The organism is Streptomyces paromomycinus, assembly GCF_003865155.1.
GTDB lineage: Bacteria > Actinomycetota > Actinomycetes > Streptomycetales > Streptomycetaceae > Streptomyces > Streptomyces chrestomyceticus.
Window position 1 is genome coordinate 392,301 of sequence record NZ_BHZD01000001.1, and the last position, 23,105, is coordinate 415,405.

Annotated in this window: 18 protein-coding genes and 1 pseudogene; 9 read left to right on the forward strand and 10 right to left on the reverse strand. The window is 70.0% G+C overall.

The window, feature by feature from the left end:
• Positions 1-161: 161 nt before the first annotated feature.
• The gene (locus OEIGOIKO_RS01480) at positions 162-572 is read right to left on the reverse strand and encodes a MerR family transcriptional regulator (RefSeq protein ID WP_125051062.1); all 411 of its coding nucleotides are present in this window, start codon (positions 570-572) and stop codon (positions 162-164) included.
• 49 nt (positions 573-621) lie between these two features.
• Between OEIGOIKO_RS01480 and OEIGOIKO_RS01485 the strand changes: the two genes are divergently transcribed.
• The 7 genes and pseudogenes from OEIGOIKO_RS01485 (at position 622) to OEIGOIKO_RS01515 (ending at position 8,954) form a co-directional block, all read left to right on the forward strand.
• Positions 622-1,503, forward strand: a complete 882-nt coding sequence (locus tag OEIGOIKO_RS01485) for an NAD(P)-dependent oxidoreductase (protein WP_125051064.1) — start codon at positions 622-624, stop codon at positions 1,501-1,503.
• 90 nt (positions 1,504-1,593) lie between these two features.
• Positions 1,594-2,055: pseudogene (locus tag OEIGOIKO_RS01490) on the forward strand (aldo/keto reductase); the annotation flags it as partial.
• A gap of 641 nt (positions 2,056-2,696) precedes the next feature.
• Positions 2,697-4,127: a phosphatidylinositol-specific phospholipase C domain-containing protein gene (locus OEIGOIKO_RS01495; RefSeq protein WP_125051066.1), complete on the forward strand. Its 1,431-nt coding sequence runs from the start codon at positions 2,697-2,699 to the stop codon at positions 4,125-4,127.
• Between the two features lie 718 nt (positions 4,128-4,845).
• The gene (locus OEIGOIKO_RS01500; protein ID WP_125051068.1) at positions 4,846-5,259 is read left to right on the forward strand and encodes a nuclear transport factor 2 family protein; all 414 of its coding nucleotides are present in this window, start codon (positions 4,846-4,848) and stop codon (positions 5,257-5,259) included.
• Positions 5,260-5,589: 330 nt separating this feature from the next.
• Positions 5,590-6,117 (forward strand): hypothetical protein, encoded by a 528-nt coding sequence (locus OEIGOIKO_RS01505; RefSeq protein WP_125051070.1) that lies wholly within the window; start codon positions 5,590-5,592, stop codon positions 6,115-6,117.
• A complete protein-coding gene (locus tag OEIGOIKO_RS01510) occupies positions 6,114-7,334 on the forward strand; it encodes an RICIN domain-containing protein (protein ID WP_170251477.1) in 1,221 nt (406 codons plus the stop codon). The genes OEIGOIKO_RS01505 and OEIGOIKO_RS01510 overlap by 4 nt, the downstream gene beginning before the upstream one ends.
• A 678-nt stretch (positions 7,335-8,012) precedes the next feature.
• Entirely contained in the window at positions 8,013-8,954 is a 942-nt protein-coding gene (locus OEIGOIKO_RS01515) for a hypothetical protein (RefSeq protein WP_125051074.1), read from the forward strand.
• Positions 8,955-8,960: 6 nt separating this feature from the next.
• Here OEIGOIKO_RS01515 and OEIGOIKO_RS01520 read toward each other — a convergent pair whose 3' ends face one another.
• On the reverse strand, positions 8,961-9,377 hold the full coding sequence (locus tag OEIGOIKO_RS01520; RefSeq protein WP_170251485.1) for a relaxase domain-containing protein: 417 nt from the start codon (positions 9,375-9,377) through the stop codon (positions 8,961-8,963).
• Positions 9,378-10,077: 700 nt separating this feature from the next.
• Complete coding sequence (locus tag OEIGOIKO_RS01530) at positions 10,078-10,875, reverse strand: methyltransferase domain-containing protein (protein ID WP_125051078.1); 798 nt, start codon at positions 10,873-10,875, stop codon at positions 10,078-10,080.
• A gap of 492 nt (positions 10,876-11,367) precedes the next feature.
• Here OEIGOIKO_RS01530 and OEIGOIKO_RS01540 point away from each other — a divergent pair, with 492 nt between their 5' ends.
• Positions 11,368-12,099, forward strand: a complete 732-nt coding sequence (locus tag OEIGOIKO_RS01540; RefSeq protein WP_125051080.1) for a PhzF family phenazine biosynthesis protein — start codon at positions 11,368-11,370, stop codon at positions 12,097-12,099.
• Positions 12,100-12,441: 342 nt separating this feature from the next.
• Here OEIGOIKO_RS01540 and OEIGOIKO_RS01545 read toward each other — a convergent pair whose 3' ends face one another.
• The gene (locus OEIGOIKO_RS01545) at positions 12,442-13,947 is read right to left on the reverse strand and encodes a SulP family inorganic anion transporter (RefSeq protein ID WP_125051082.1); all 1,506 of its coding nucleotides are present in this window, start codon (positions 13,945-13,947) and stop codon (positions 12,442-12,444) included.
• Between the two features lie 456 nt (positions 13,948-14,403).
• Between OEIGOIKO_RS01545 and OEIGOIKO_RS01550 the strand changes: the two genes are divergently transcribed.
• On the forward strand, positions 14,404-14,784 hold the full coding sequence (locus OEIGOIKO_RS01550) for a MerR family transcriptional regulator (RefSeq protein ID WP_125058376.1): 381 nt from the start codon (positions 14,404-14,406) through the stop codon (positions 14,782-14,784).
• A 14-nt stretch (positions 14,785-14,798) separates the two neighbouring features.
• Here OEIGOIKO_RS01550 and OEIGOIKO_RS01555 read toward each other — a convergent pair whose 3' ends face one another.
• The 6 genes from OEIGOIKO_RS01555 to OEIGOIKO_RS01580 form a co-directional block, all read right to left on the reverse strand.
• Entirely contained in the window at positions 14,799-15,272 is a 474-nt protein-coding gene (locus OEIGOIKO_RS01555; RefSeq protein WP_125051084.1) for an SRPBCC family protein, read from the reverse strand.
• 334 nt (positions 15,273-15,606) lie between these two features.
• Positions 15,607-16,356 carry a dienelactone hydrolase family protein gene (locus OEIGOIKO_RS01560; RefSeq protein WP_125051086.1) on the reverse strand — a complete coding sequence of 250 codons (750 nt, stop codon included), beginning with the start codon at positions 16,354-16,356 and terminating at the stop codon, positions 15,607-15,609.
• Positions 16,357-16,491: 135 nt separating this feature from the next.
• Positions 16,492-17,721, reverse strand: coding sequence for a cytochrome P450 (locus OEIGOIKO_RS01565; RefSeq protein WP_125051088.1), 1,230 nt, complete (start codon positions 17,719-17,721; stop codon positions 16,492-16,494).
• 81 nt (positions 17,722-17,802) lie between these two features.
• Positions 17,803-19,044: a cytochrome P450 family protein gene (locus OEIGOIKO_RS01570; RefSeq protein WP_125051091.1), complete on the reverse strand. Its 1,242-nt coding sequence runs from the start codon at positions 19,042-19,044 to the stop codon at positions 17,803-17,805.
• Positions 19,041-22,373 (reverse strand): amino acid adenylation domain-containing protein, encoded by a 3,333-nt coding sequence (locus tag OEIGOIKO_RS01575; RefSeq protein ID WP_246177116.1) that lies wholly within the window; start codon positions 22,371-22,373, stop codon positions 19,041-19,043. Before OEIGOIKO_RS01575 ends, OEIGOIKO_RS01570 begins: the two co-directional genes overlap by 4 nt.
• 58 nt (positions 22,374-22,431) lie before the next feature.
• On the reverse strand, positions 22,432-22,920 hold the full coding sequence (locus OEIGOIKO_RS01580; RefSeq protein ID WP_125051093.1) for a pyridoxamine 5'-phosphate oxidase family protein: 489 nt from the start codon (positions 22,918-22,920) through the stop codon (positions 22,432-22,434).
• Positions 22,921-23,105: the final 185 nt, after the last annotated feature.

Here is a 23,105-nt window from a genome sequence, read left to right on the forward strand (position 1 = left end):
CGACGCCCGCCCCACCGCACGACACAAGATCACGCACACGGCCGCGCCACAAGCCCCCACTTCACCTCCCGGGGACGGAGGGGGTTCAGGCGGGGACGACGGGCTCCGGTTCGGCACCGGGGCTCAGACGGGGACGGCGGGCTCCGGTTCGGCACCGGGGCTCAGGCGGGGACGGCGGGCTCCGGTTCGGCACCGTCGAAGGGCGGGTAGGTTTCGCCGCCCAGCCGCTCGGCCGCGTCGATGTAGACGGCGAGGGCATCGCGGGACCGGGCGAGCTTGGTCAGCTGCTCGTCCAGCCGTCGCAGCCGCGACCGCATCGCGGCCAACAGGTCGGGGCAGCCGAGCAGCTCCGGTATCTCACCCACCGCGCACGGCAGGAGGTACGCGATGTCCTCGGACGACAGACCGGCGCCGAGCAGATGGCGGATCTGTCGCACCCGCAGGACGGCGTGCTCGCCGTACTCGCGGTACCCGTTCGCGCCGCGGTCCGCCTCCAACAGGCCCTGGGCCTCGTAATAGCGCAGTTGGTGGGTGTTCACACCCGTCCGACGACTCAGTTCCCCGATCCGCATCGCACCCTCACTTGACCTTCATACCGGTATGAACGTTGACGATGCTGCCATGAACAGCACCGATTCCCCCGTGACCGTCATCGGACTCGGCCTGATGGGCCAGGCACTCGCCGGCGCCTTCCTCAAGGCCGGACACCCCACCACCGTGTGGAACCGTACGGCCGCCAAGGCCGGACAACTCGTCTCCCAGGGCGCCCGGTTGGCGCCGACCCTCTGCACCGCGCTCGCACCGGGCTCCTTGACGATTGTCTGCGTGACCGACTACTCCGCCGTGCGGGAACTGCTCGGCGCCGACGACGTCGACCTCGACGGCACCACGCTGGTCAACCTGACCTCAGGCTCCTCGGCCCAGGCCCGGGAAACCGCCGAATGGGCGGAGCGGCGCGGCGCCCGTTACCTCGACGGCGCCGTCATGGCCATCCCCTCGACGATCGGCACCGAAGAGGCAGTGATCCTGCACAGTGGACCACAGGCGGACTTCGAGGCGCACCGGTCGACCCTCGGCGCGCTCGGCACCGTCACCCACCTCGGTGCGGACCACGGCCTGGCATCCCTGTACGACGTGGCCGGCCTGACCATGATGTGGAGCGTCCTGAACGCCTGGCTCCAAGGCACCGCCCTGCTCAGGACGGCGGGCGTCGACGCGGCGACGTACGCGCCGTTCGCGCAGCAGCTGGCGACCGGGGTGGCCGCCTGGCTGCCGGGATACGCCCAGCAGATCGACAACAACTCCTTCCCCGCCGAGGTGGCCGCACTGGAAACCGAAGCGCGGACCATGGAACACCTGATTGAGGAGAGTGAGGCGCTGGGCGTCAACGCCGAACTGCCGCGCCTGATCAAGGCGATGGCCGACCGCGCGATCGCCGCCGGGCACGGTGCGGAGCAGTACCCCGTACTGATCGGGGAGTTCAGCAGACCGCAGACGAACTGACCGGCCCGGTACGGCGCTTCTCTGACCGGTTCGGCTTGCGCGGTCTGTCCGTCACCGTTCGCGTCGGCGGACAGGCCGCAGGACCTCGAAGTGTCGGCTCTCGGGCTCGGCTGCATGGGCATGAGTTTCTTCTACGGTCAGCCACAAGACACAGCCGAGATGACGAAGCTGCTGCGGGCGGCCGTTGACCACGGAGTGACGTTCTTCGACACTGCCGAGGTCTACGGCCCGTTCACCAATGAAGACCTGGTCGGTCAGGCGCTGGCACCCGTCCGCGACCAGGTGGTGATCGCCACCAAGTTCGGCATCAAGCACGGCGAGCACGGGCCGACCCCGATGTCCGGAGTCGACAGCAGGCCCGAGCAGATCCGCCGAGTGACCGAGGCCTCGCTCAAGCGCCTTCGAACCGAGTACATCGACCTGCTCTACCAGCACCGCGTCGACCCCGACGTGCCCATAGAAGACGTGGCGGGCACGGTCAAGGAGCTGATCGCCGAAGGCAAGGTGAAGCACTTCGGCCTGTCCGAGGCCGGTGCCGCGACCATTCGTCGCGGGATGCGGCTACGGAGCTTGGCCGGTCCCGCAGGAGTGTGCCGGCCGCGCGGTGGGCCAGGACCATGCACAAAAGCCGCCCGCACCCAGAAGCTGTTCTCCCTGCGCCACGAAGGCGACCCGCTCGCTCACGAAGCCTTTGTAAGTCGTCAAGCCTCGAATTGCCGCACGGGTGACTGAGTTACGAGCAGGTGTGCCCCAGAGAAGAGTGAAGCGGCCTCGGTGCTGCCATCCGTACGGGTGGGGCTCGGCTGTGGCAGGAGTGTCTGTGCCGGTTCGGTGCCAAGTGCGGGGTAGTGGCCGGCCCGGACGGCGAGCCGGCCAAGACCCTGGTTCACCGTCCAGCAGGAAGCGGCCCCGTCCTCTCCTGCGGAAATCGGCACCACATCTCGTCACCGCCCCGCCCACCGCCGTGTCCTTTCCGACCAGGAAACCGGGCACCACCGCGGAGAACGTTTCCGCCCCCGGACAGATGCCGTCGGCCACCCCGAACAGCGCTCTGTCCGGGGCGGTCCCGAGCCCGTCAGCAGCAGTCACCTGTTCCACAGGCACAGCTGCACGGGGAGGAATTCCCGCTCCACGACGGGAGGATCCCGTCATCCCGACTCGGCTGATTCCGGCCGAAGAAAGAGGTAGAGGCGATGACCGAGCTGGACCGGCGACGGTTCTTGCGAGACGCGGCCCTGACGGTGGGGGCGGCGGGGGTGCCACTGGCATTCTCCGGCCGCTCCTCCGTCTGGGCCGGACCACTGACCAGCCCGTCCGTCGAAACACGAGAGGCGCTCCCGCGCTCCGGCGACCTGGGCGGAGTGCGCGCGGCGACCGTCCAGTGGATGAGCCGTGTCCCGGAGGACATCAACATCCGCAACATGTCGATCCCCGGCACGCACGAGTCCTGTGCCCGTCACCCCGGCAACAGCGCGGGCTTCGCCCAGTGCCAGAACCGCCCTCTCGACTGGCAACTGCGCGCAGGAGTGCGCTACATCGACATCCGCTGCCAGAACTGGGAAGACTACTTCACGATCCACCACGGTCGCTTCTACCAGAACATGGTGTTCGGGCAGGTCCTGCAGATCTGCGTCGATTTCCTCAACAAGTACCCGACGGAAACGATTCTGATGCGCATGCAACAGGAACACTCGACCGACAACGACAGGTACAAGAGGATCTTCAAGGATTATCTGGACAAGAAGGGATGGCGTTCATTCTTCCACATCGACACCAGTTTTCCGACACTGAAGACGGCGCGGAAAAAGATTGTACTGATGTCCGGATTGCCGTATGTCGATGAAGGTCTCCCATTCTCCAACGGCAATTACTTCTCCACCCAGGATCTGTACAGCGACCCCACCCTGGCAAAAAAGAAAACTGTGATCGAATCCCAGTTGCGGAACGCCATCTGGCAGTTCGACGGGAACAAGATGTACATCAACCACCTCAGTGCCAACGGCGCGGGTGGCAGCACCTGGACCCCCTGGAGCTACGTCAAGGACCTCAACCCCTGGACACGGAAGCTGCTCGAAGGGCAGTACTACTACAAGACGCACCGGACCGGGGTGATCGCCATGGACTACGTCGACAGTCCCGACGCCAACTGGGATGCCGGCGAGATCGACATGACCGCCTCGGTGATCCGTCTGAACACCTTCAAGCGCCCGACCCTCCAGGTCGGCAAGTCCTATGTGATCTGGAACAGGGGAACGGGAAAGGCCCTCGACGGGGGAACTGCCCAGACGTCCGTCGTCCAGTGGACCTACAGCGGGTCTCCCCAGCAGCGGTGGACACTCGAAACGGCGGAGAACGGTACCTACAGGTTGCGCTGCGAGCGCAGCGGCAAGTGTCTGACCTGCCATCCCGGCGACGGAGCGACCCAGCAGAACAGCAACCACAACACCTGGCGCATCGCCCCCCACTCCGACGGCGACGGCTTCCAGCTCAAGCTGGACGCCACGGGTACGTATCTCCACACCGCCGACAACAACAAGGGCAGCGGCGTTCAGCCACGCCTCGGCAGCGACGCGACACTGGACCAGTACCGCTGGGTGTTCGACGAACGAGTCCAGGTGCAATGACAAGAGCCTGACGTGCACCGTGCCGTCGGTGCCGGCCGCCATGGGCCCGTTCCTGTCGTCCGGCGCCGCGGCGTTCCGGTCCGCAGGCACGCTACGCGGACCAGCCCCCGCCCCCGCCCCGCCCCGCCCCCGGCACGTGCTACTACCGCACCAGCATGGCCAACCGGGGCCACGGGGGCTCCACCTCGAAGGCGAGCCACAGGCCCCGAGCGGCCAGTTCGCATTCCCCGCGCACGGCCAGTTCCGTTCCACGGACCGTAGTCAGTGAGGAAACGCAGGTTGCGCTCCACAAGGTGGACGCCACCCCTGTGCCCGCACCGAACGGTGAGTAGTGCGTCGAGCGGAGTGTCGGTCCGTTGGTCCACCGGCGGGCCCGTCGCGTACCGGCGGGTGAGCAAGGCATCCGTCAGCGTGAAACGGTTCCCCGGTGTTGTCGGCCGGTGGCGTCGTCGACGGTGAACGGGCCGGCACCGAGCTCCAGAATCAGCGTGACGGCTGGGTGCGGAACCATCTGCACGACAACCGGGCCCGCACCGCGGTCCCTGTATCCGGCCGGCCTGACACCGGCTGTCCGGCTGGGCCGCGACGGCCTCGCGACGTCCCACCTGGCCACCGCCTCACCCTCGCGCACAAGGGTTCGCATCGCCCCTGTTCAAGCGGGAGTTGGCCGGAACATTTGTCCAAGACGTCGGTACGCACTGACGATGACAGTGCGTACATGAGCAGCATCATCGAGAACGTCTTCCAGGCGTTCGCCAGCAATGATCCGGACCGGATCTCCAGGGTCCTCACCGAGGACGCCGAATGGCTGTCACCTCCTGGGAACCCCAGCACCGTCGCGCTCGGGGGGACCCACCACATGGTGGGCAGGGAGGCAATCGTGCGCTTCTTCGCCGAGGACTTCTCCCGTTTGTACGCGCGTGACGTCGCCGTCACCGTCCACGGGGTCTACACCGACGGCGAGCGGGTGGTTGTGGAGTCGACCATGACGGCAACGCTCGCCGGCGGCAACCACTACGAGACCGACTTCTGCTTCGTCTTCGAACTCCAGGTCGGGCTGATCCACCGGGCCCGTGAGTACGTGGACACCGCCCGCGGGCTCCGTATGGTCCGGGGCGAAGTTGCACAGTAGTCGTCCCGGATCCGGCCAGTCCGACGAACAGGCCTGGGCCGGCATTCCGACTGGCCACTGACAGCCGGATCACCTGGCGGACGACACGCGGCGTTGGAGTGAGATTCCGCGTGCTGGGACATCAGGGGGCGCGCCCGGGGGCAGGGTGAGGCTGCATCACCTGGTCACGGCTCAGGAGGTCTGTACACGCGCGTGTTCGTGCGGCAGTAGCCCCTCCAGGGGCTTGCCCGGCTGAGGGCCGAGCGAGTGGCAGGACGGCCAGTGGCGAGGCGGCGGGCTGTCGGTCTGCCGGCAGTGAGGAAAACTCGCGGACAGTATCGGAAGGGCCCCATGAAGCTCAAAATCAGCCTTGACCGCGTCAAGTGCTTCACCACCGAAAACACGAGCGGAGCTGACGATTTCTACGTGGTGGGGGCCACTGTCGCAGGAGGAAAGACCCAGGCCGTTCTGACCGCCCCTCTGGGAATCGATGACGGACAGGAGCTTGCGTTCCCGCCCGACCAGCGCGTGGTCTTCGACGGTCCCGTCGCGGATGCCGATACGCTGCACCTCGGGATTGCCGCCTACAACCGGGACGTGAAAGGCGACTGGAAGCGCGGGGACGCGGCCAGCAAGATCACCACCGCAGTGGGGGCGCTGCCCGTCCCGTCGGGCTCGCTGCTCGTATCCACCGCGTACACGGCGGCGGATGCGGTCTTCGGCAGGCCGGGCCCGGACGAAAAACTGGGACAGCTCACCCTGGATGTTCCGGTCAAGGACCTCAAGTCGGGCGCCGACAAGAAATGGTCGTGCAGCGGCAAGTCAGACGCGCTTTCCTCGTGGCAGTACGAGGTGTACTACACGATCGAAAAGGCGTGAGAGCCTTCGCCGGGATCGTGGGCCGCGCGGGCGGTGGCCGCCCCTCCCGTGCTTGCCCACCGGCAACGACGGCCGGCGCCGCAGGCGCCGACAGCGACTGGGACAACGCGTTCAAGCAGTCGGACTGTTCCCAGCGGGCCACAGGTCTCGGCAAGCGAGCCGTCTTCTTCGTCCACGGCTTCCGAGGCCACAACAGCATCTTCGGCGGGCTGAAGGACGAACTCAGAAAGGCGGGCTACTCCGACTCCAAGTTTCACGACTTCGGCTGGAGCGCGAACGACCGGCTGACCCCGGTGGCGAAGCGGTTCCGTGATTTTGTACGCGAGAAAGCACAGGGCGAGGTGGACGTTGTCTCCCATTCGACCGGTGCCGCGATCACCCGATACGCCCTCAAAGGCTACCGGCACACACTGACCGACCACGAGTACAACCTTCTCAATCCCCTGGGTGACCAGGTCCGCGTCTGGGTCGGTCTCGCGGGCCTCAACTACGGCACGAGAAACTACGGGGCGAGCGTCGGCGGTGTCTGGTATCCCTGCTTGAATGACATGAAGCCGTCCGACACGTACATGAAAAATCTGAATTCCGGTACCCACGCTCCCGGCCCCACGCGCTACCTCACCTACCGATCGCTCTCGGACGAACAGCTCGAAGACTGGACGATGAGGCTCGACGGAGCCGAGAACCGGGAGATTCACGGTGCGTCACACGACGGGGTCCCCAACAACTCGGACGTCAAGGCGGGGGTGGTCAAGTTTATCCAGGAAACGTCCAACAGGTACGACCCGGTGCTCCCTGCCATCGGTGGGACCTATGTCCTCACGAACATGGCGACCGGCATGGCCCTCGACGCAGGTACCGCGCAGGATTTTGTGGTCCAGTGGCCCAAGACGGCCAGCAAGCAGCAGAAGTGGACGCTTGAGCGGGGTTATGCCGATGGGATCTACACCTTGCGCAACAACTACTACCGCGGACCTCGCTACCTCAGATGCGCGCCGGGGCAAGGGGCCACCTCAGGAGATTCCGCCTTCGGCTACCACTTCTGGCAGATCAAGAAGGCTGACGGAAAGGGATTTCTGCTCTACCAGGACAATGTCGGACGGTATCTGCACTTTCCGCACGGTGACGCGTCCCAGGGCAAGCAGGCTGAGCTCGGTGACAACGTCCAGTACAGCTGGTACGCATGGGAATTCGTCCCGGTGCCGTACGGGGGTTGAACGTCTCCGGGCCAGGTCAGGGCTCGTCGTCGGCCGGGGAATCGCCGTGCCCCGGACTGCGGAAGTCCGGCATCGCCGTCCAGGTGGCCGGCCCGGCGCCGAACCCGACGAGCAGGGTGCACTACTCAGGCGCAACGTCCCTCGGGTTCGTTACGAGAGAGCTCCAGGCTTCTGCGAACTCGTCGGTTTCCAGGCGTACTGATTTCGCCTGGATGGTCCGCCTCGACTGGCTCCGGCACGCGGAGACGATCGAGGGCCGCTTTGATATCTCGCGGGCCGGAGCCGGACGTCCCGCTCTGCACCACCGCCGAAGTCAACGTGCTCGTCGCCGCCACCCCAAGGCCGACTGGGAGCGGCTGCGCACCATCGGCAAGGGGCAGCGCTCGCCGCCCTGGCCAGAGCGAAGGCGAGAGCGGCGACTCCGTCATGGCCGGCTGCTGCCGGGGCGTGCGGAGCACCACCAGCTGCGCCCGTCCCGGCACCCTGCTGAAGGCTCCCAACAGTGGTCCATACCCCCACCGTCCCCGGCACATCTGATTCCGGGAAGACGCGCGCCCGCCATCCCGCCCGGCACGGAGTTCCCGACGACGTCATTTTTGGTAGCCGTCCTCTGGCCAAGAACCCCGAGCGCGGCATTGACTTGCTCGAACACGGCATCGGCAGTGAGGGGACACGGGCGTGCGCGCACGGGGCATCAACTACGACACAGGTTTTCTCCCAGGGGAAGAACTCTCCCGCAAGAGCTTCACCCCTGAGACGGTCCGGCACGACATGGCGGTGATCTCCGGAGACCTCCACTGTGACGCCGTTCGTATCTCAGGACGAGAGCCTGAACGGCTGAGTATCGCCGCAAGGCACGCGGCAGACGCAGGCCTTGAGGTCTGGTTCGCCCCCTTTCCCGTGGACCTTCCCCACGACCAGTTGCTCCCGCTCTTCGCCGACTGCGCCGCTCGGGCCGAAGCCGTACGGGAGGCCGGCGCCGATGTGGTGTTCGTCGCGGGCTGCGAGATCAGCGCGTTCTGCGGCGGTTTCCTCCCTGGCGACACCTATGGCGACCGTATGCGGGCCATGGCTGCCGCCGACATGGAGTGGTGGTCCTCCCTCGGACCGGTGCAAGAACGCCTCAACGACTTCCTCTCCCAGATCGCCGCGACCGTCCGTACGCACTTCGGCGGTCAGGTCACCTACGCATCGGCTCCCTGGGAGTTCGTCGACTGGGGAGCGTTCGACCTCGTCGGCATCGATGCCTACCGGGCCGCCTACAACGCCGACAACTTCCGTGACGAGCTGCGTGGGCACCTGTCCCACGGCAAACCTGTCGCGGTGACCGAGTTCGGAACCTGCGCATACCAGGGCGCGGGAGAACGTGGCGGCATGGCCTGGCAGGTGCCGCAGGGCGCGGTTCCGGACGAAGACGAGCAGGCGCGCTACCTCACCGAATTGCTGGACATCTTCGAGGACGAAGGCGTGGACACCGCGCTCTGGTTCACCTTCGCCGGTTACAGCAGGCCCGGGGAGCAAGACCTTGGCTCCTACGGCGTCGTCAGAATGCTCGACGAGAAACGCTGGGAACCGAAGAAGGTGTTCCACACGATGGCAGCCAGATACCAACGCGGCTGACGGAGATCACGGGCAGGAACTTGAGGGTGCCGTCCTCTTTGACGGCGGTGACGTACTCCTGCTCCAGTTCTCCAAGCAGGTGGCGATCTGGTCGCTGCGCCAGGGGATCCAGCGGATCAGCCCGTGCGGGGCATCGGCGGCGTCCCTTACCGGTCGGCGCCCGGCGGTGACAGTCCTCGGCTCGGAGGCCGGCCCCAGAACCTCGCACACCTCGGCCGTCACGAGTTCGTCGTAGAGGGCCGAAGCGGCCACCACGTGCTCGTACAGGACCTCGGAGTGCACCGAGCCCCACTGGCCATCAGGGCGCAGTGTCGCGGCGGACAGAGGGCGGCCATGCAGGAGCGGCATCCCGGAGCGCGCCTCGTAGCGGCGGAACCGCGCAGCGACCAGGCCGTGAGCAGGTCCCCACCGTGCTGGTCCCACCAGTCCGGGAACTGGTCCCAGAGGCCGCTGTCCGGGGTCTTTTCGTCCGTATTGCTCCGGATGGCACTGGCGTATCCCTGGGCGGTGTCGGCGTGCTTCCGCTCCGGGTGCTCAGCCTCGTCGATGAGTTTCTGCAGCTCGCTACGGGCAAGGGAAAACGGCGCCGGCACGGACGTCTCCAGCGTCATTGCCTGGTCCGGTGAAATTGGCCGACCTGGAAGGCGGTGTGTGCTTACCTCCTCGCTGGACCGACGAACGCCCCCCCCGGCAGACAGACCAGCGGCATCCGTCGCTGCGGTGATGGGCCGGTCAGGTGAGGCATGATCGGTGAATGAGACGGCATTTGGGACTGGTGACCGTGGTGGTGCGCGACTACGACGCGGCCATCGCTTTTTATGTGAAGGTGCTCGGTTCGAACAAGCCCCGCGCTGCGAGCCCTACGGCACCGTGGCCGTCTTCCAGGACCTCTACGGCAACCGCTGGGACCTGCTCCAGCCGCAGGACAACGACGCCTGCGGCGTCACGCCCGGCCCGACCTGATCAACCACCTCCCGCCCCTGACGCGCATTCACACCCTCCGCGGCCCCGCCAACACGCGCTCAGGCTGTCTGGCTTCGCCGCGTCCTCACGGCGATGGCCTGCCCGGCAAGCCGCCCCGCGCGCGGCAGCCGTGCCGCGCCGCCACCGGCGATCCACAGCATCACCCTCCGCGCTTCCAGGCGGTCAGCTGGAAGGCGCGAGCCGTGTGCATGTACGGGTGGCGTGCGGTCATGGCGAGTTCGAGGCGTTCGAGGTCGTGGTAGAACGCCGGGTCGTGTTTGCGGGCATCGTCGGTGATGTAGTCGCAAACGCTGCGGATGCCGTAGTGGCGCACGTCCCGGCAGCCGCTGTCCACCAGATGCGTGGTGATCTCCTCGGCCGTGTGCAGCCTCAGCGCCGCGTCGAACATCCGAGACCGCCCCCGGTCGGTGTCGAGCGCGGCCAGCGCGGCGGCGAGGTCCATCTCCCGGACGGCTACGTTCAACGGCGCCGCATGCCGGTTGAGCGCCATCACCGACACCAGGCCGCCGCCGCGCAGCGCCGCCAGGGCCGCGCCCAGGGTGGGGCCGGCATCGTCCACGTACGGCAGGAGGCTGTGGCACAGCACCACGTCGAACGCCCCGGTGGCCAGGCCGGCGGGCAGCGCGTGCACATCGGCCCGGACGCAGGTGATCTGCTCCGTCAGGCCGCCCGCCGCGGCCCGCTCGGCCGCCGCGGCGAGCATCGCGGGCGCGTAGTCGACGATCGTGACGTGGTGCCCGCGAGCGGCCAGGCGCACGGCGTCACCGCCGTCCCCGCCCGCAAGGTCGAGAACACGCAGCGGCCCGTCCGGCAGAGCATCGAGACGGCGGACCAGGTTCGCCTCGGCGACCGTGTAGCGCAGACGGCCCCAGGGCGCGTCCTGCCACTCCTGCCAGGCGGACATGGCCGTGTTGAACTTCTCCGCGGACTCAGACATCCAGTAAAGGTAGCGGCCAGCTCGGGCCGAGACCGAGTGTCCTTGGTCCGGGCGGACTTCACGCGCTGTCGCCCTCGTATATTGGCGAGGTGGACGAAGCCGAAGCGAGCGGTCAAGTGTGGAGGGACGGGGTCCGAGTGGGTCCGACAGCTGAGCAGGATCGGGATGCCCTGGCTCGGCTTGTCGAGAGGGACGCAGACTCCTTCGAAGTCGAGCTGTACGAGCGGGCCGCAGACCCCCAGGTCCTTTCCGTCGATCGCGCCCAACGGTCGCAGGTTGGGCAGTACGCGCGGCACGTACGACGACTTCGAGAGCGTCAGCAGCGCCGAGCAAGTCAGGCAGTAGCTGTTCAGCGGACCGCACAAGGAATGACCTGGCCGAAACGGGGAGCCAGGACGGCCGGTGGCACGGTGACGCGGTGGCACGTCCGCACGCGTGGTGCGGCATGCTCGGCCACGGCACAAGATCCCATCGGCACCTGAGGAGACAGCCATGGTGGACTGCTTACTGGCACACGCCTTCGTCGACGACGACGGCGCGTTCGGCAACCCCGTACTCGTGGTGATCGAACCGGACGGCGGCGGGCTGCCCCAGGAGCGGCGGCAGGCACTCGCCGACCGGCTCGGCATCCCCGCGGTCGCCTTCGTGCGCTCCGCGCCCGCGCGGCGCACGGAGATCGCCATTCACGGCTCCTACGGGCTGCCGATCCGGTTCGGCGGCCACCCCGTGCTCGGCACGCTCGAAGCCCTGCACCACCGGGGGCACACCGTCGAGGAACTCGTCCCGGAGGCCGGGCCGGTGGCCTGCCGACGGGACGAACAGGGGATCTGCTGGCTGACCGCCCCCGCCACCTGGTCCAAGCCCTGGCGCCATCTGCGGATGGGGTCCGCCGCGGAGATCGAGGCACTGACCGGGCTGCCGGACGGGGAGGACTTCACGCAGGTCTGGGCCTGGACGGACGAGGCCGCCGGCGAGGTACGGGCGCGGTTGTGGGCCCCTCGGATCGGCAAGGGCGAGGACGAGGCGTGCGGCAGCGCGTCGATGCTGCTCACCCTTCGGCACGGGCGGCCGCTGCGGGTCCTGCACGGCCGGGGCTCGGTCATCCGCACCGCCCCGGCCGGTGACGGGCTGGTCGAACTCGGCGGGCGGTGCGTCGTGCGGCCGGCGGACGAAGGGGTGACCACCGAGGTGGAGCGGGTTTACGCGGTGGCTGCCAGGGGCTGAGGCCGGGCCCAGGCCGAGGAGCCGGGGCGAGGGCTGAAGCGCCGGGGCGAGGGCCGGGGCCAGGGGCCGGGAGGCCGGGGACCAAGGGGCCAGGGGCCGGGAGGACGGGGACCAAGGGGCCAAGGGCCGGGAGGCCGGGGACCAAGGGGCCAAGGGCCGGGAGGCCGGGGGCCAGGGGGCCGGGAAGCCGGGGGCCAGGGGGCCGGGAAGCCGGGGGCCAGGGGGCCGGGAAGCCGGGGGCCAGGGGGCCGGGAAGCCGGGGCCAGAGACCGCGCCGCACGATGGGAGCCGACGGCTTCGTGCGGCGCGGCGCGGGTGTTCTCCGGCCCCGGGGTGGGCTGTTCAGCCCGTGAGTTCGCCCGAGAGTCTGCCGTGGAGGAGGGCGCTCGGGTCGTTCAGGCCGGTGATCTCGACCGTCTTGCCGCGCTGCCGGTACTTGTTCTCGATGGCGTCGAGGGCGGCGACCGAGGAAGCGTCCCAGATGTGGGCGGCGGACAGGTCGATGACGACGCGGTCGGGGTCGGTGGCGTAGCGGAACTGGCCGACGAGATCGTTGGAAGAGGCGAAGAACAGCTCGCCGGTGACGCGGTAGACGACGGTGCCGTCGTCGGGTCCGGCCACCGGGGTGACTTCGGCCAGGTGGGCGACGCGCCGCGCGAAGACGACCATCGCGGTGAGGGAACCGACGACCACGCCGACGGCGAGGTTGTGACTGGCGACCACGACCGCGACGGTGATCACCATGACGGCGATCTCGCCGGCCGGCATCCGCCTGAGGGTCTTGGGCGCCACCGAGTGCCAGTCGAACGTCGCGAACGACACCATCACCATGACGGCGACGAGGGCGGCCATGGGGATCTCGGAGACGACCGGGCCGAAGGCGATGCACAGCACCATCAGGAACGATCCGGCGAGGAACGTGGACAGCCGGGTGCGGGCGCCGGAGACCTTCACGTTGATCATCGTCTGGCCGATCATGGCGCAGCCGCCCATGCCACCGAAGAAGCCGGTGACGATGTTGGCGATGCCCTGGCCGATCGACTCGCGGGTCTTGGAGGAGTGGGTGTCGGTGATGTCGTCGACGAGTTTCGCGGTCATCAGCGACTCCATCAGGCCGACCAGCGCCATGGCGAGCGCGTAGGGGGCGACGGTGGTCAGGGTGTCCAGCGTGAAGGGCACGTCCGGCAGGCCCGGCACCGGCAGCGAGGACGGCAGTTCGCCCTTGCCGCCGACGGTCGGCACCGCGATCCCGGCGGCCACGGTGACGGCGGTGAGGACGGCGATGGACACCAGCGGGGCCGGGATCACCTTGGTGACCTTGGGGAAGAGCACCATGAGCGCGAGCCCGCCGAGGAGCAGCGGGTAGACGGCCCAGGGCACGTCGTGCATCTCGGGCACCTGGGCCATGAAGACCAGGATGGCGAGGGCGTTCACGAAGCCGGTCATCACCGAGCGGGGCACGAACCGCATGAGCCTGGCCACGCCGAGAGCGCCGAGGACGATCTGGAAGACGCCGGCCAGGATGACGGTGGCGATCAGGTGGCCCAGGCCGTGTTCGCGGTTCATGGGGGCGATCACCAGGGCGACGGCGCCGGTCGCCGCCGAGATCATCGCCCGGCGCCCGCCGACGACCGAGATGGTCACGGCCATCGTGAAGGAGGCGAACAGGCCGATCGCCGGGTCGACCCCCGCGATGATGGAGAAGGAGATCGCCTCGGGGATCAGGGCCAGCGCCACGACCAGGCCGCCCAGGATCTCGGTACGCCAGACCTTCGGGTCGGACAGCCAGTCGGGCTTCAGACCGCGCAGGCGCGCGGCCGGGGACGGTGGAGAGGCAGCAGATGACAAGGGGGGAACCTGTCGTACTCGGGCACGCCCCGCGGGGCAGGCCGGGTGTGCGGGGGGATGCGGAGGCCGGTCGGCGCCCCGCGGGCAGCCCTGCGGACACAGGGCCGGAAGTCTGGCGGCCGTCGGCCGTCGGCCGGTGATCGACGGTCGGTGGCCGGTGGCCGGTGGCCGGTGGCTGACGGCAGCGAAGCCCGTTCTGTCTCAGCAGCTCCGGCTCGTGTCGCGGAGCGAAGGCGTACGGCGAGGAGTCACGGCGGACAGGCGGCGGCGCTGGGCGGGGTAGGCATGCGCACGCTCTTTCCTGCAGGTTACGGTCTTCGCCGGGGCGTCGTCGGCACCGACGATCCCCTACTCTACCCTGACGTTAGGGTAGAGATCAGGGTGGGCCGTCCGTGGTCCCGGCGACCTGGTCCCGGCCGTACAGAGAGGACGGGCGCCCACGTGAGCAGCGAGCACATGCAGATCGGCGAGGTCGCCGCACGGACCGAGCTGTCCCTGCGCACCATCCGGCACTACGAGGAGACCGGTCTGGTCACCCCTTCGGCCCGCTCCCAGGGCGGCTTCCGCCTGTACACCGAGGCCGACGTCGCCCGTCTGACGGTCGTCCGCCGGATGAAACCGCTCGGCTTCACGCTCGACCAGATGCGCGACCTGCTGGACGCCACCGACCGGCTCGACGCCGGGAACCTGCCGGCCTCCGAGCGGGACGCCCTGCTGGAGCGGATCCGTGGATACGAGCGGGACGCGACCGAGCAGGTGGAAAAGCTCCGCACCCAGCTGGCGCGGGCCGAGGAGTTCGCCACCACCTTGCGCGCACGCCTCTCCCCCGCTTCGTAACCGGGGCGCACCGGTCAGGTGCCGCTGTCACCGCGTTCGAGAATCTCCTTGGCCAGCCGCAGTTCGCGCGCGACCGAACCCGGCAGCGTGCGACGGAGAAGCGGGGCGAGCAGCCGGCCCGGGCCGGGACGGAACCGGAATTCGATCATGCGGGTGACGCGGACGCCCCCGTCCACCGGATCGCAGGTGAAGCACGCGGCGAAGCGGGCCATGCGGTGATTGACCTTGTTCAGGGGCAGGGGGGCCAGCCGGATGTCGATCCGCTCCCCCGGGGTCAGCCGCATCCGGGCCACCGCCTTCGGCTGCGGAAAGGGCACTCCGGGCAGCGCGGGCCGGAACGCGAACTCCGTCAGGTCGCCGTCCCTGCGCACCCAGAAGACCGTACGGAGTTTGTCGTCGACCTCGGCGTACCGTTCGACGTCCATGACGAAGCCGAGAAAGGCCTCCGCCGTGCAGCCGATGGTCAGTTGTTCCTCGACCCTGGTCATCACGCCTCCCCGCGCCGGATGCGTACCGCGGCTTCGTACCGCGGCTTCGTACCGCGGCTTCGTACCGCGGCTTCGTACCGCGGCTTCGTACGGCGGTCCGTGGGCCTCCCGTCGGCCCGGACCCCGCTGCCGAGGCCTGTACAACCCTAGGGGGCGGGGGCTGGGCGGCGCCTTGGTCCAGAGCAACAGAGCATGTCGGGGGCGGGGCCCAGCATCTTCCAACTGAGCGCCGTCGGTCCCGGACGGGGAGCCACCGTCACCGAATGCCGTCGGATCCACGGCGTCCCCCCGTCCCACGCCCTGCACCGCACACCACCTGACCGGTGCGGGAGTCTCAGCCCTTGGTCAGGGTGCGCTCCAGCAGAGGGAGCAGGCGGTCCCAGTGGCGCTGGAGTCCGGCGGGACTGTAGGCCTCGGTGTCGGACATGGTGAAGCCGTGGACGGTGTCGGGGTAGATCTCGGTGGTGTGGACGACCCCGGCGGCGTCCAGTGCCCGGGTGAACTCGCTGAGGGCCTCGGGCGTCATGTCGCCTTCGGCGAGTCCGATGTGGACCTCGGCGGTGAGTTCGGACACCAGGCGGTGCGGGCTGTCGGGCGCGTCGGTGACCAGAGGGGCGGGGTGGAACCCGGCGACGGCGGCCACCTGGCCGGGGTGGGCGGTCGCGGTACGCATCGCCAGGACTGCGCCCAGGCAGTAGCCCAGCACGGCGACCGGCCCGGCACCGACCTCGGGCCGGGTGGTGAGGAAGGTGAGGTAGGCCTCGGCGTCGCGCCGGACCCGCTCGGTGGTGTGCTCCTCGATCAGCGGCATCACCTGGGCGAAGACCGCGGGGCGGGCCTCTTCCCCGATGTGCTCGGGAAGGTCGATCACCGGGGCCGGGCCACGCCGGTAGTAGAGGTTGGGAACGAGCACGTAGTACCCGTGCCCCGCCAGTTCGCGGGCCTTGCGCTCCAGCTCGGGCCGTACACCGAAGGCGTCCGGGTACAGCAGCACCCCCGGGTGCCGCTCGCCGTCGTCGGGGAAGGCGGCGAACGCGTCGGCCTGGCCGTCCGGGGTGGGAATCTGCAGGATCTTGGTGGGCACAGTCGTCCTTCCGCTGGGTTCACTCGGGCAACGTTGGCTGCACTGACGTTCCCGGCCCGAGCGAATGTACATCGTCGGTCGAGGTCGGCGTGCTCGACGAGTCGGCCGAGCGCGGCCTCGTCGAACAGGCCCTGGTCACCAGGTCACCGGGACCTCGGCCGACATGATGGCCATACGGTTCGGGTGCCAGGGGACCTCGGCCGGCGGTACGGCCAGGCGGATGCCGGGCAGGCGGTCGAGCAGGACGCGGAAGGCGACTTCGGACTGGCGGCGGACCAGGTGGGCCCCGGGGCAGTGGTGACGGCCGTAGCCGAAGCGCAGATGCGGGTTGGGGGTGCGGGCGGGGGTGAAGGACTTGGGGTCCGGGAAGGCGGCGGAGTCGTAGTTGACCGCGTCCAGGGAGAGCAGGATCATCTCGCCCTCCTTCACCCGGACCGACCCGATTTCCGCGTCCTTGGTGACGAAGCGGGGGATCGCGTTGCCCAGGACGACGCTGCACCGCAGCAGTTCCTCCACGCACTGCGGCATCGTCTCCGGCTCGGCCCGCACCGCGCTCATGACCTCGGGACGCTGGAGCAGGTTGTACGCCGCGACGCCGAGGAAGCTCGCGAAGTCCTCGTATCCGCTGACGAACAGGACGGCCACGATGTTGGACAACTGGCGTCGCGTCAGCCCTTCGTCGGGGGCGTTGAGGTCGGCGAGGCGGTCGATGAGGCCACGCGGCTCGCCGGGGCGGCGATCGGACATGTGCGCGTCCATGTACGCGCGGATCTCCTCCCAGTTGCGGGCGAGTTCCTCGGGGGCCGGGGTGACCATGGTCAGGTCCAGGTCGGCGCGTACGGCGAGCCAGTCGCGGTCCGCGAACGGCAGTCCGAGCAGTCGGCACATGCACTGGGCGGCGACCCAGTCCGCGAAGTGGCGCTGGAGGTCGCCGGGGCTGCCGCCCCGGACCATGGTGTCCAGGCCCTCGGCGGTGACCTCCGCGACCCAGTCGGCGGGCAGGTCGGGCTGGTCGCGGCCGAGCGCCTTGAGCACTTCGTCGCGCAATCCGGCCTGCTGGAGGTGGTTCATGGCGTCGAGCAGCTCGGGCGCCAGGATCGGGGCGTCCTGGGCGGGGCGGTCCGCCTCGCCCAGCACGGAGCGGGCGAAGGAACGGTCCCGCAGCACGTGCCGGGCCAGCTCGTACCCGGTCACCAGCCAAGCCTGTTCACCGGAGTTGGTGTTGACCCGGGCCACGGGACAGCGGCCGCGCAGCTCGTCGAGTTCGGGGGCGAGCCGGTCGCCCCGGGTGCTGAAGGGGTAGCGCGGGAGGGGCTCCTCGTGGGCTGCCTGGCCGGACGCGGGCGCTTGCGGTGGTGTGGACACGTGGGATGAGCCTCTTTCTCGTTGCTGTGGGGAGGGCGCGGACAAGGCCCGCTCGGGCCACGGGGCCCGAGCGGGCCGGTCTCACCAGCGCACAGGGAGCCGGGCCGGTGCGCGCAGCGGGGTGGACTGGTCCCAGTCGATCTTCTCGGCCGGGACGGCGAGTTCGAGGTCCGGGAGCCGTTCCAGCAGCACCTGGATCGCGATGGTCAGCTGCATACGGGTCAGGTTCGCGCCGGTGCACGCGTGCGGGCCGTGCCCGAAGGCGATGTGCGCGTTGGGGGTCCGGGCCAGGTCGAGGCGGTCGGGCTCGACGAACGCCGCCGGGTCGCGGTTGGCGGACGCCGGTACGGGCACGACCGCGTCCCCGGCCCGGATGTGCTGCCCGTGCAGGGTGAAGTCCTCGGTCGCCACGAGGATGTTGATGGCGTTCATCAGCGGGACGTAGCGCAGCAGTTCCTCCACCGCGGTGGGGATCCGCTCGGGCGCCGCACGCAGGGTGCGCAGTTGCTCGGGGTGGGTGAGCAGGGCGAGCAGGGCGTTGCCCGTGTGCTGGATGTTGGTCTTGTAGCCGGCCATGAGCATGGTGACGACAAAGCTCACCACGTCGTCCCGGGTGATCTCGCTGTCCGGCCGGCGGGCCAGGGCCAGCAGGAGCCGGATGTAGTCCTCGCCGTCGCCGTCGCGTTCCTTGCGGGCGATGAGGTCGCCGGCGTAGTCCTGCAGGGCGTACAGGGCGGCGAGCACCTCCTCCATCGTCAGCCCGGCGGCGCCCAGGAGTGCGAGGGTGTGCGGCAGGTAGATCTCCCGGTCCTCGTACGGCAGGCCGACGGTCTCGCACAGCACCCGCAGGGGCAGCGGTTCGGCGTAGGAGGCGACGAGGTCCGCGGGGCCGCCGTCCGACCCGGCCACCATCGTGTCGACGAGGTCCCCGGCCATCGCACGGATCCGGGGCTCCATGAAGGACAGCTGCCGTCGGCCGAACATCGGCAGGACGGTGCGCCGTACGCGCTCGTGGTGCGCGCCCGTCATCTCCAGGAAGGTCGGCAGGCACGGCGGCGGGGCGTCGGCCCCCTCGCGGGGCGGCCAGGCCGACAGCAGGGGCCGCACGAGCCGCGGGTCGGCGAACGCGGCGCGCGCGTCCTCGTAGCGGCTGATGAGCCAGCCCGTCTCGCCGTTCGGGAGCTGGGCCTTGACGACGGGTGCTTCGGTACGCAGGCGGGCGTACGCGCACGGCGGTCCGGGGGTGCCGGGGGCGGTCTCCGGGACGGGGATGAGGGCTTCGGGGGCGGCGGCGTCCGGGACGGCGGCTTCGGGGCGGCTCATCGGCTGCGCTCCGTGCGGGCTGCGGCTGCGGTCCCGGATATCGGCTCGGCGGCGGGTATCGGCTCGGTCCCGGATATCGGCCCGGCGGCAGAAATCGGTTCGGTCCCGGATATCGGCTCGGCGGCAGAAATCGGTTCGGTCCCGGATATCGGTTCGGTCCCGGACACCGGCTCGTCCTCCGGTATTCGCTCGGCCTCGGATTCGGGCCCGGGGCCGGCCGCCGGGCGCGTGAGGTAGCCGGAGGTGAAGAAGTACTCCAGGTAGCGGTCCAGCAGAGCGGAGTCGACCGGCGGGCAGTGCAGCCCGCTGCCGGCCAGCGCCTCCTCGGCGTTGCGCCGCCCCAGGACCGGGAAGGTGCCCTTGAGGTACATCTCCTTGACGGACATGTCGGCGGTGCGGCTGCGGTCCACGCACAGGGACACGAACGGAGCCGTGGCGCTCGTCGGGTTCTCGGCGACGTGCCGGACGAGCTCGCCGACCCACGCGTCGTACGGCAGGGTGCGCAGGGTGAAGCCCGCCGCGCGCATCCGGTCGAGGACGTCCGACAGCATCGCCGGGCGCGGGTTGGTCAGGTGGTAGACCCGGCCGTCGGCCGGCCGGTGCGTGGCGATGTGCACCAGGGACTCGGCGAGGTGGTCGACGGGTACGAAGTCCATCGGCAGCTTGATGTCGGGGGCCACTCCCGTGTCGGCGATCATCTTGAACAGCGAGCAGATGGCCGTCTCGGTGTTGCACGCGCCGTGCGTCCGGTCGCCCGTGACCTCGTACGGCCGGTACACGGCCACCGGCAGGCCCTGCGCGGCCGCCTGCCGCAGCACCCCTTCGGCGACCCACTTGCTCTCCGCGTACCCCATGGTCAGCCCGTCGGCGTGGGCCGGCGGCAGATCTTCGTCCACCTCGCGCACCCCGGCGGTGCCGAAGCCCGCGACGACTGCGACGGTGGACACGAAGTGCACCGGCACCCGGCGGCGCGCGGCGATCCGGACGACCTCGCGGGTTCCGTCGACGTTCGCCGGGCGCAACTGCTGGTAGGGGTAGAGGAAGTTGACCCGGGCACCGTTGTGCACGATCAGGTCCAGGCGCTGGGCCAGTGCGTCGGCGCGCTCGTGGTCGAGCCCCAGGCGCGGCTGGGTCAGGTCCCCGGGGAAGCACTCCACGCGCTGCCAGTCGGCCTCGTCGAGGTGCAGCCCGTAGCGGGTGAGGGCGGTGCGGACCCGCTGCCGGGCGTGGGCGGGGCTCGTCGCCCGTACGGGGCAGTGGACGCGGGCGGCCGTCGCGTGCAGCAGACGGTGCAGCAGGAATCCGCCGACGAAGCCGGAAGCGCCCGTGAGCAGGACGTCCTCGGGGTCGTGCGGGTTCGGCGCCGGGCCTTCGGCGGGCGGGAGGGCGAAGCCGAGTCCGGTCTCCGCGGCGAAGTCGACGGCCGGTTCCTGGCCGCCGGCCGGTCCGCCGGTGCCGCCGCGGACTCCGCGTACGGCGGCGGTGAAGCTTTCGAGGGTGGGCGCGGCCAGCAGCGCCCTGATGAGGGTGGAGCCCAGGGCCGCGTCGAGGCCGAGTACGGCGAGGGTGCGGGTGACGGTCTCCGAGGCGAGCAGGGAGTCGCCGCCGAGGAGGAAGAAGTCGTCCCGGGGCGTGGGCCGGACACGCAGCACCTGGTGCCACACTTCCGAGAGGAGACCGGACAGGCCGTCGGTGGCCTCCGGCTCGTCCGGGCGCCGCGCGGCCTCCGCGGTGTCTTCGGGGCCGGGCGGTGGCGCGGTCGGCTTCAGACGGCTGCGGTCGATCTTGCCGCCGCTGGTGACCGGGAAGCGGTCCAGGGGTATCAGGGCCGGGACGGCCTGCGGGGGCAGCCACTTGGCGCAGTACGCGCGCAGGTCGGCCAGCGGCAGCGGGCGGCCGGGGACGGTGGCCGTGACGTAGGCGGTCAGGGAGTGCCCGTCGACCTCGACGGCCGCTTCGCCGACCTCGGGGTGGGCCCGTAAGCGGGTCTCCACCTCGTCCAGCTCGATGCGGGCGCCGCGCAGCTTGACCTGGCGGTCGAGCCGTCCGCGGTACTCCAGCAGCCCGTCGGCGTGCCGTACGGCCCGGTCGCCGGTCCGGTACAGCGGTCCGTCCGGCTCGACCGCGGGCAGCGTCACGAACCGCTCGGCGGTCAGCTGCGGGTCGCCGAGGTAGCCCAGCGCCAGCCCGTCCCCGCCGACGTACAGCTCCCCTTCCTCGCCCGGCCGCGCGGGCGAGCCGTCGGCCCGCAGGACGTGGCAGGTGGAAGCGCCGAAGGGGCGTCCCAGGGGGACGTGTGCGGCGTCCTCGGGGAGGGGGGTGAGCACATGGGCGGTGGAGACCACGGCGTTCTCGGTCGGGCCGTAGAAGTTGACCACCGTGGTGCGGGGGCAGGCCGCGAGGACGGCGTTCGCCAGGCGCGGGTCCATCGCCTCCCCGCCCGCGGAGACGAACCGCAGGCCGGCCAGCGCCTCGGGGCGGGTCCGGGCGACGAGGTGGAAGACGCTCGTCGTCAGGTACGCCACGGTGACGCCGCCCGCGCGGAGCAGCCGTTCCAGGGCGGTGGGCGAGAGCAGTTCCTCGCGGTCGGCGACGACCAGGCAGGCGCCGGTCAGCAGCGCGCCCCAGATCTCGATGGTCGAGGCGTCGGAGGACAGGCTGTAGGCGTGCAGCACTCCGTCGCCCGGTCCGGGTGGCGTGAGGCCGGGGTCGGACAGCACGAGGCGGACCACGCCCCGGTGGGACAGCGCTACGGGCTTGGGCCGGCCGGTCGTGCCGGAAGTGAAGGCGACGTAGGCGCAGTCGGCGGCGGAGCCGGTGGCCCGGTCGGGGGCGGGGCCGCTCGCGCGCTCGGGGGCGGGCCGGCCGAGGGAGCCGACCTCGACTGACACGCGTAGACCCCGCACCCGGCGCGTGCTGCCCGGCAGGGTGACCGCGGCGCTGATGCCCGCGTCCTCGGCCATGGCCCGCAGCCGGGCCGGCGGCAGTTCCTCGTCGAGCGGTACGTACGCGCAGCCGGCCTTGAGGATGCCCAGCAGCGCCACCAGCGCCTCCAGGGAACGGCTGCCGCACACGCCGATCAGGTCACCCGGCCGGACCCCGCCGGCAGCCAGCCGGTCCGCCAACGCGTCGGCGTGGGCGTCGAGTTGGCCGTAGGTCAGGGTGCGGTCCCCGTGCCGGGCCGCCGGGGCCTGCGGCAGCGCCGCGGCCTGTGCCTCGAACAGCTCCGGGATGCGGCTGTCCCGTGGGTAGCCGGGCGCCGGCGTGCGGGCACCCGGGACCTGGGGCCGCTTGGATAACGGGCGTGAAGAAACGTACGTGTCGGTCATGTGATCTCTCTCGCTCCAACGGCTTGCGTGCGGTACGGCGGTGCGCGGGCAGGTCCGCTCAGCGCGGGACGGTTTCCTCCCCGGCGCCCCCTTCGGCGAAGTCGGCCGCGAAGGCCGCGAAGTCGGCACTGCGCCAGTGCTGCGGGCGCATCCGGAAGGCGATGTCCTCCGTGAGCTGGCCGGAGGTCGCCGCCAGGTAGCCGCGGGCCTCCTCGGCGTCCAGGTAGCGGTGGGCCAGGGCCTCGCGCAGCGCCGGGTCCAGCGGGTCGTCGATCGCGGTGACGGGCCCTTCGACGCTGACGTAGCGGTACGGCCGTCCCTCGTCCTGCGCGCAGAGGCTGAACCGCCCGGCGGCACGCAGGAGCTGGGCCTTGACGGTCTGGCGGCCGGTCTCGACGACGACCTCGCCCCCGGGTTCGTAGCTGTACCAGACCGGCACGATCAGAGGCCCCCGGTCACCGCCTCTGGAGTCCGTCACACCCAGGACCCCCACGCGCGGTTCGGCGAGGAAGCGTTCACGGTCGGGGCGCGACATGGCGGGCAGCATGGGAGGACTCCTGTCTCGGCACTGCGGCTGAAGAGGTGGTGTTGCGGCAAGCTCGCCGCGATAACAATCTTGAGAACGAGGAGATCACTCCCCTGCCGAATGACGGGCAAACATACCCTTTAGGCGGTTTTGAGCCGCTGGCAGCACGGCGCGACGCGGGCGCCCCGGGGAGCCTCCCCCGCCGA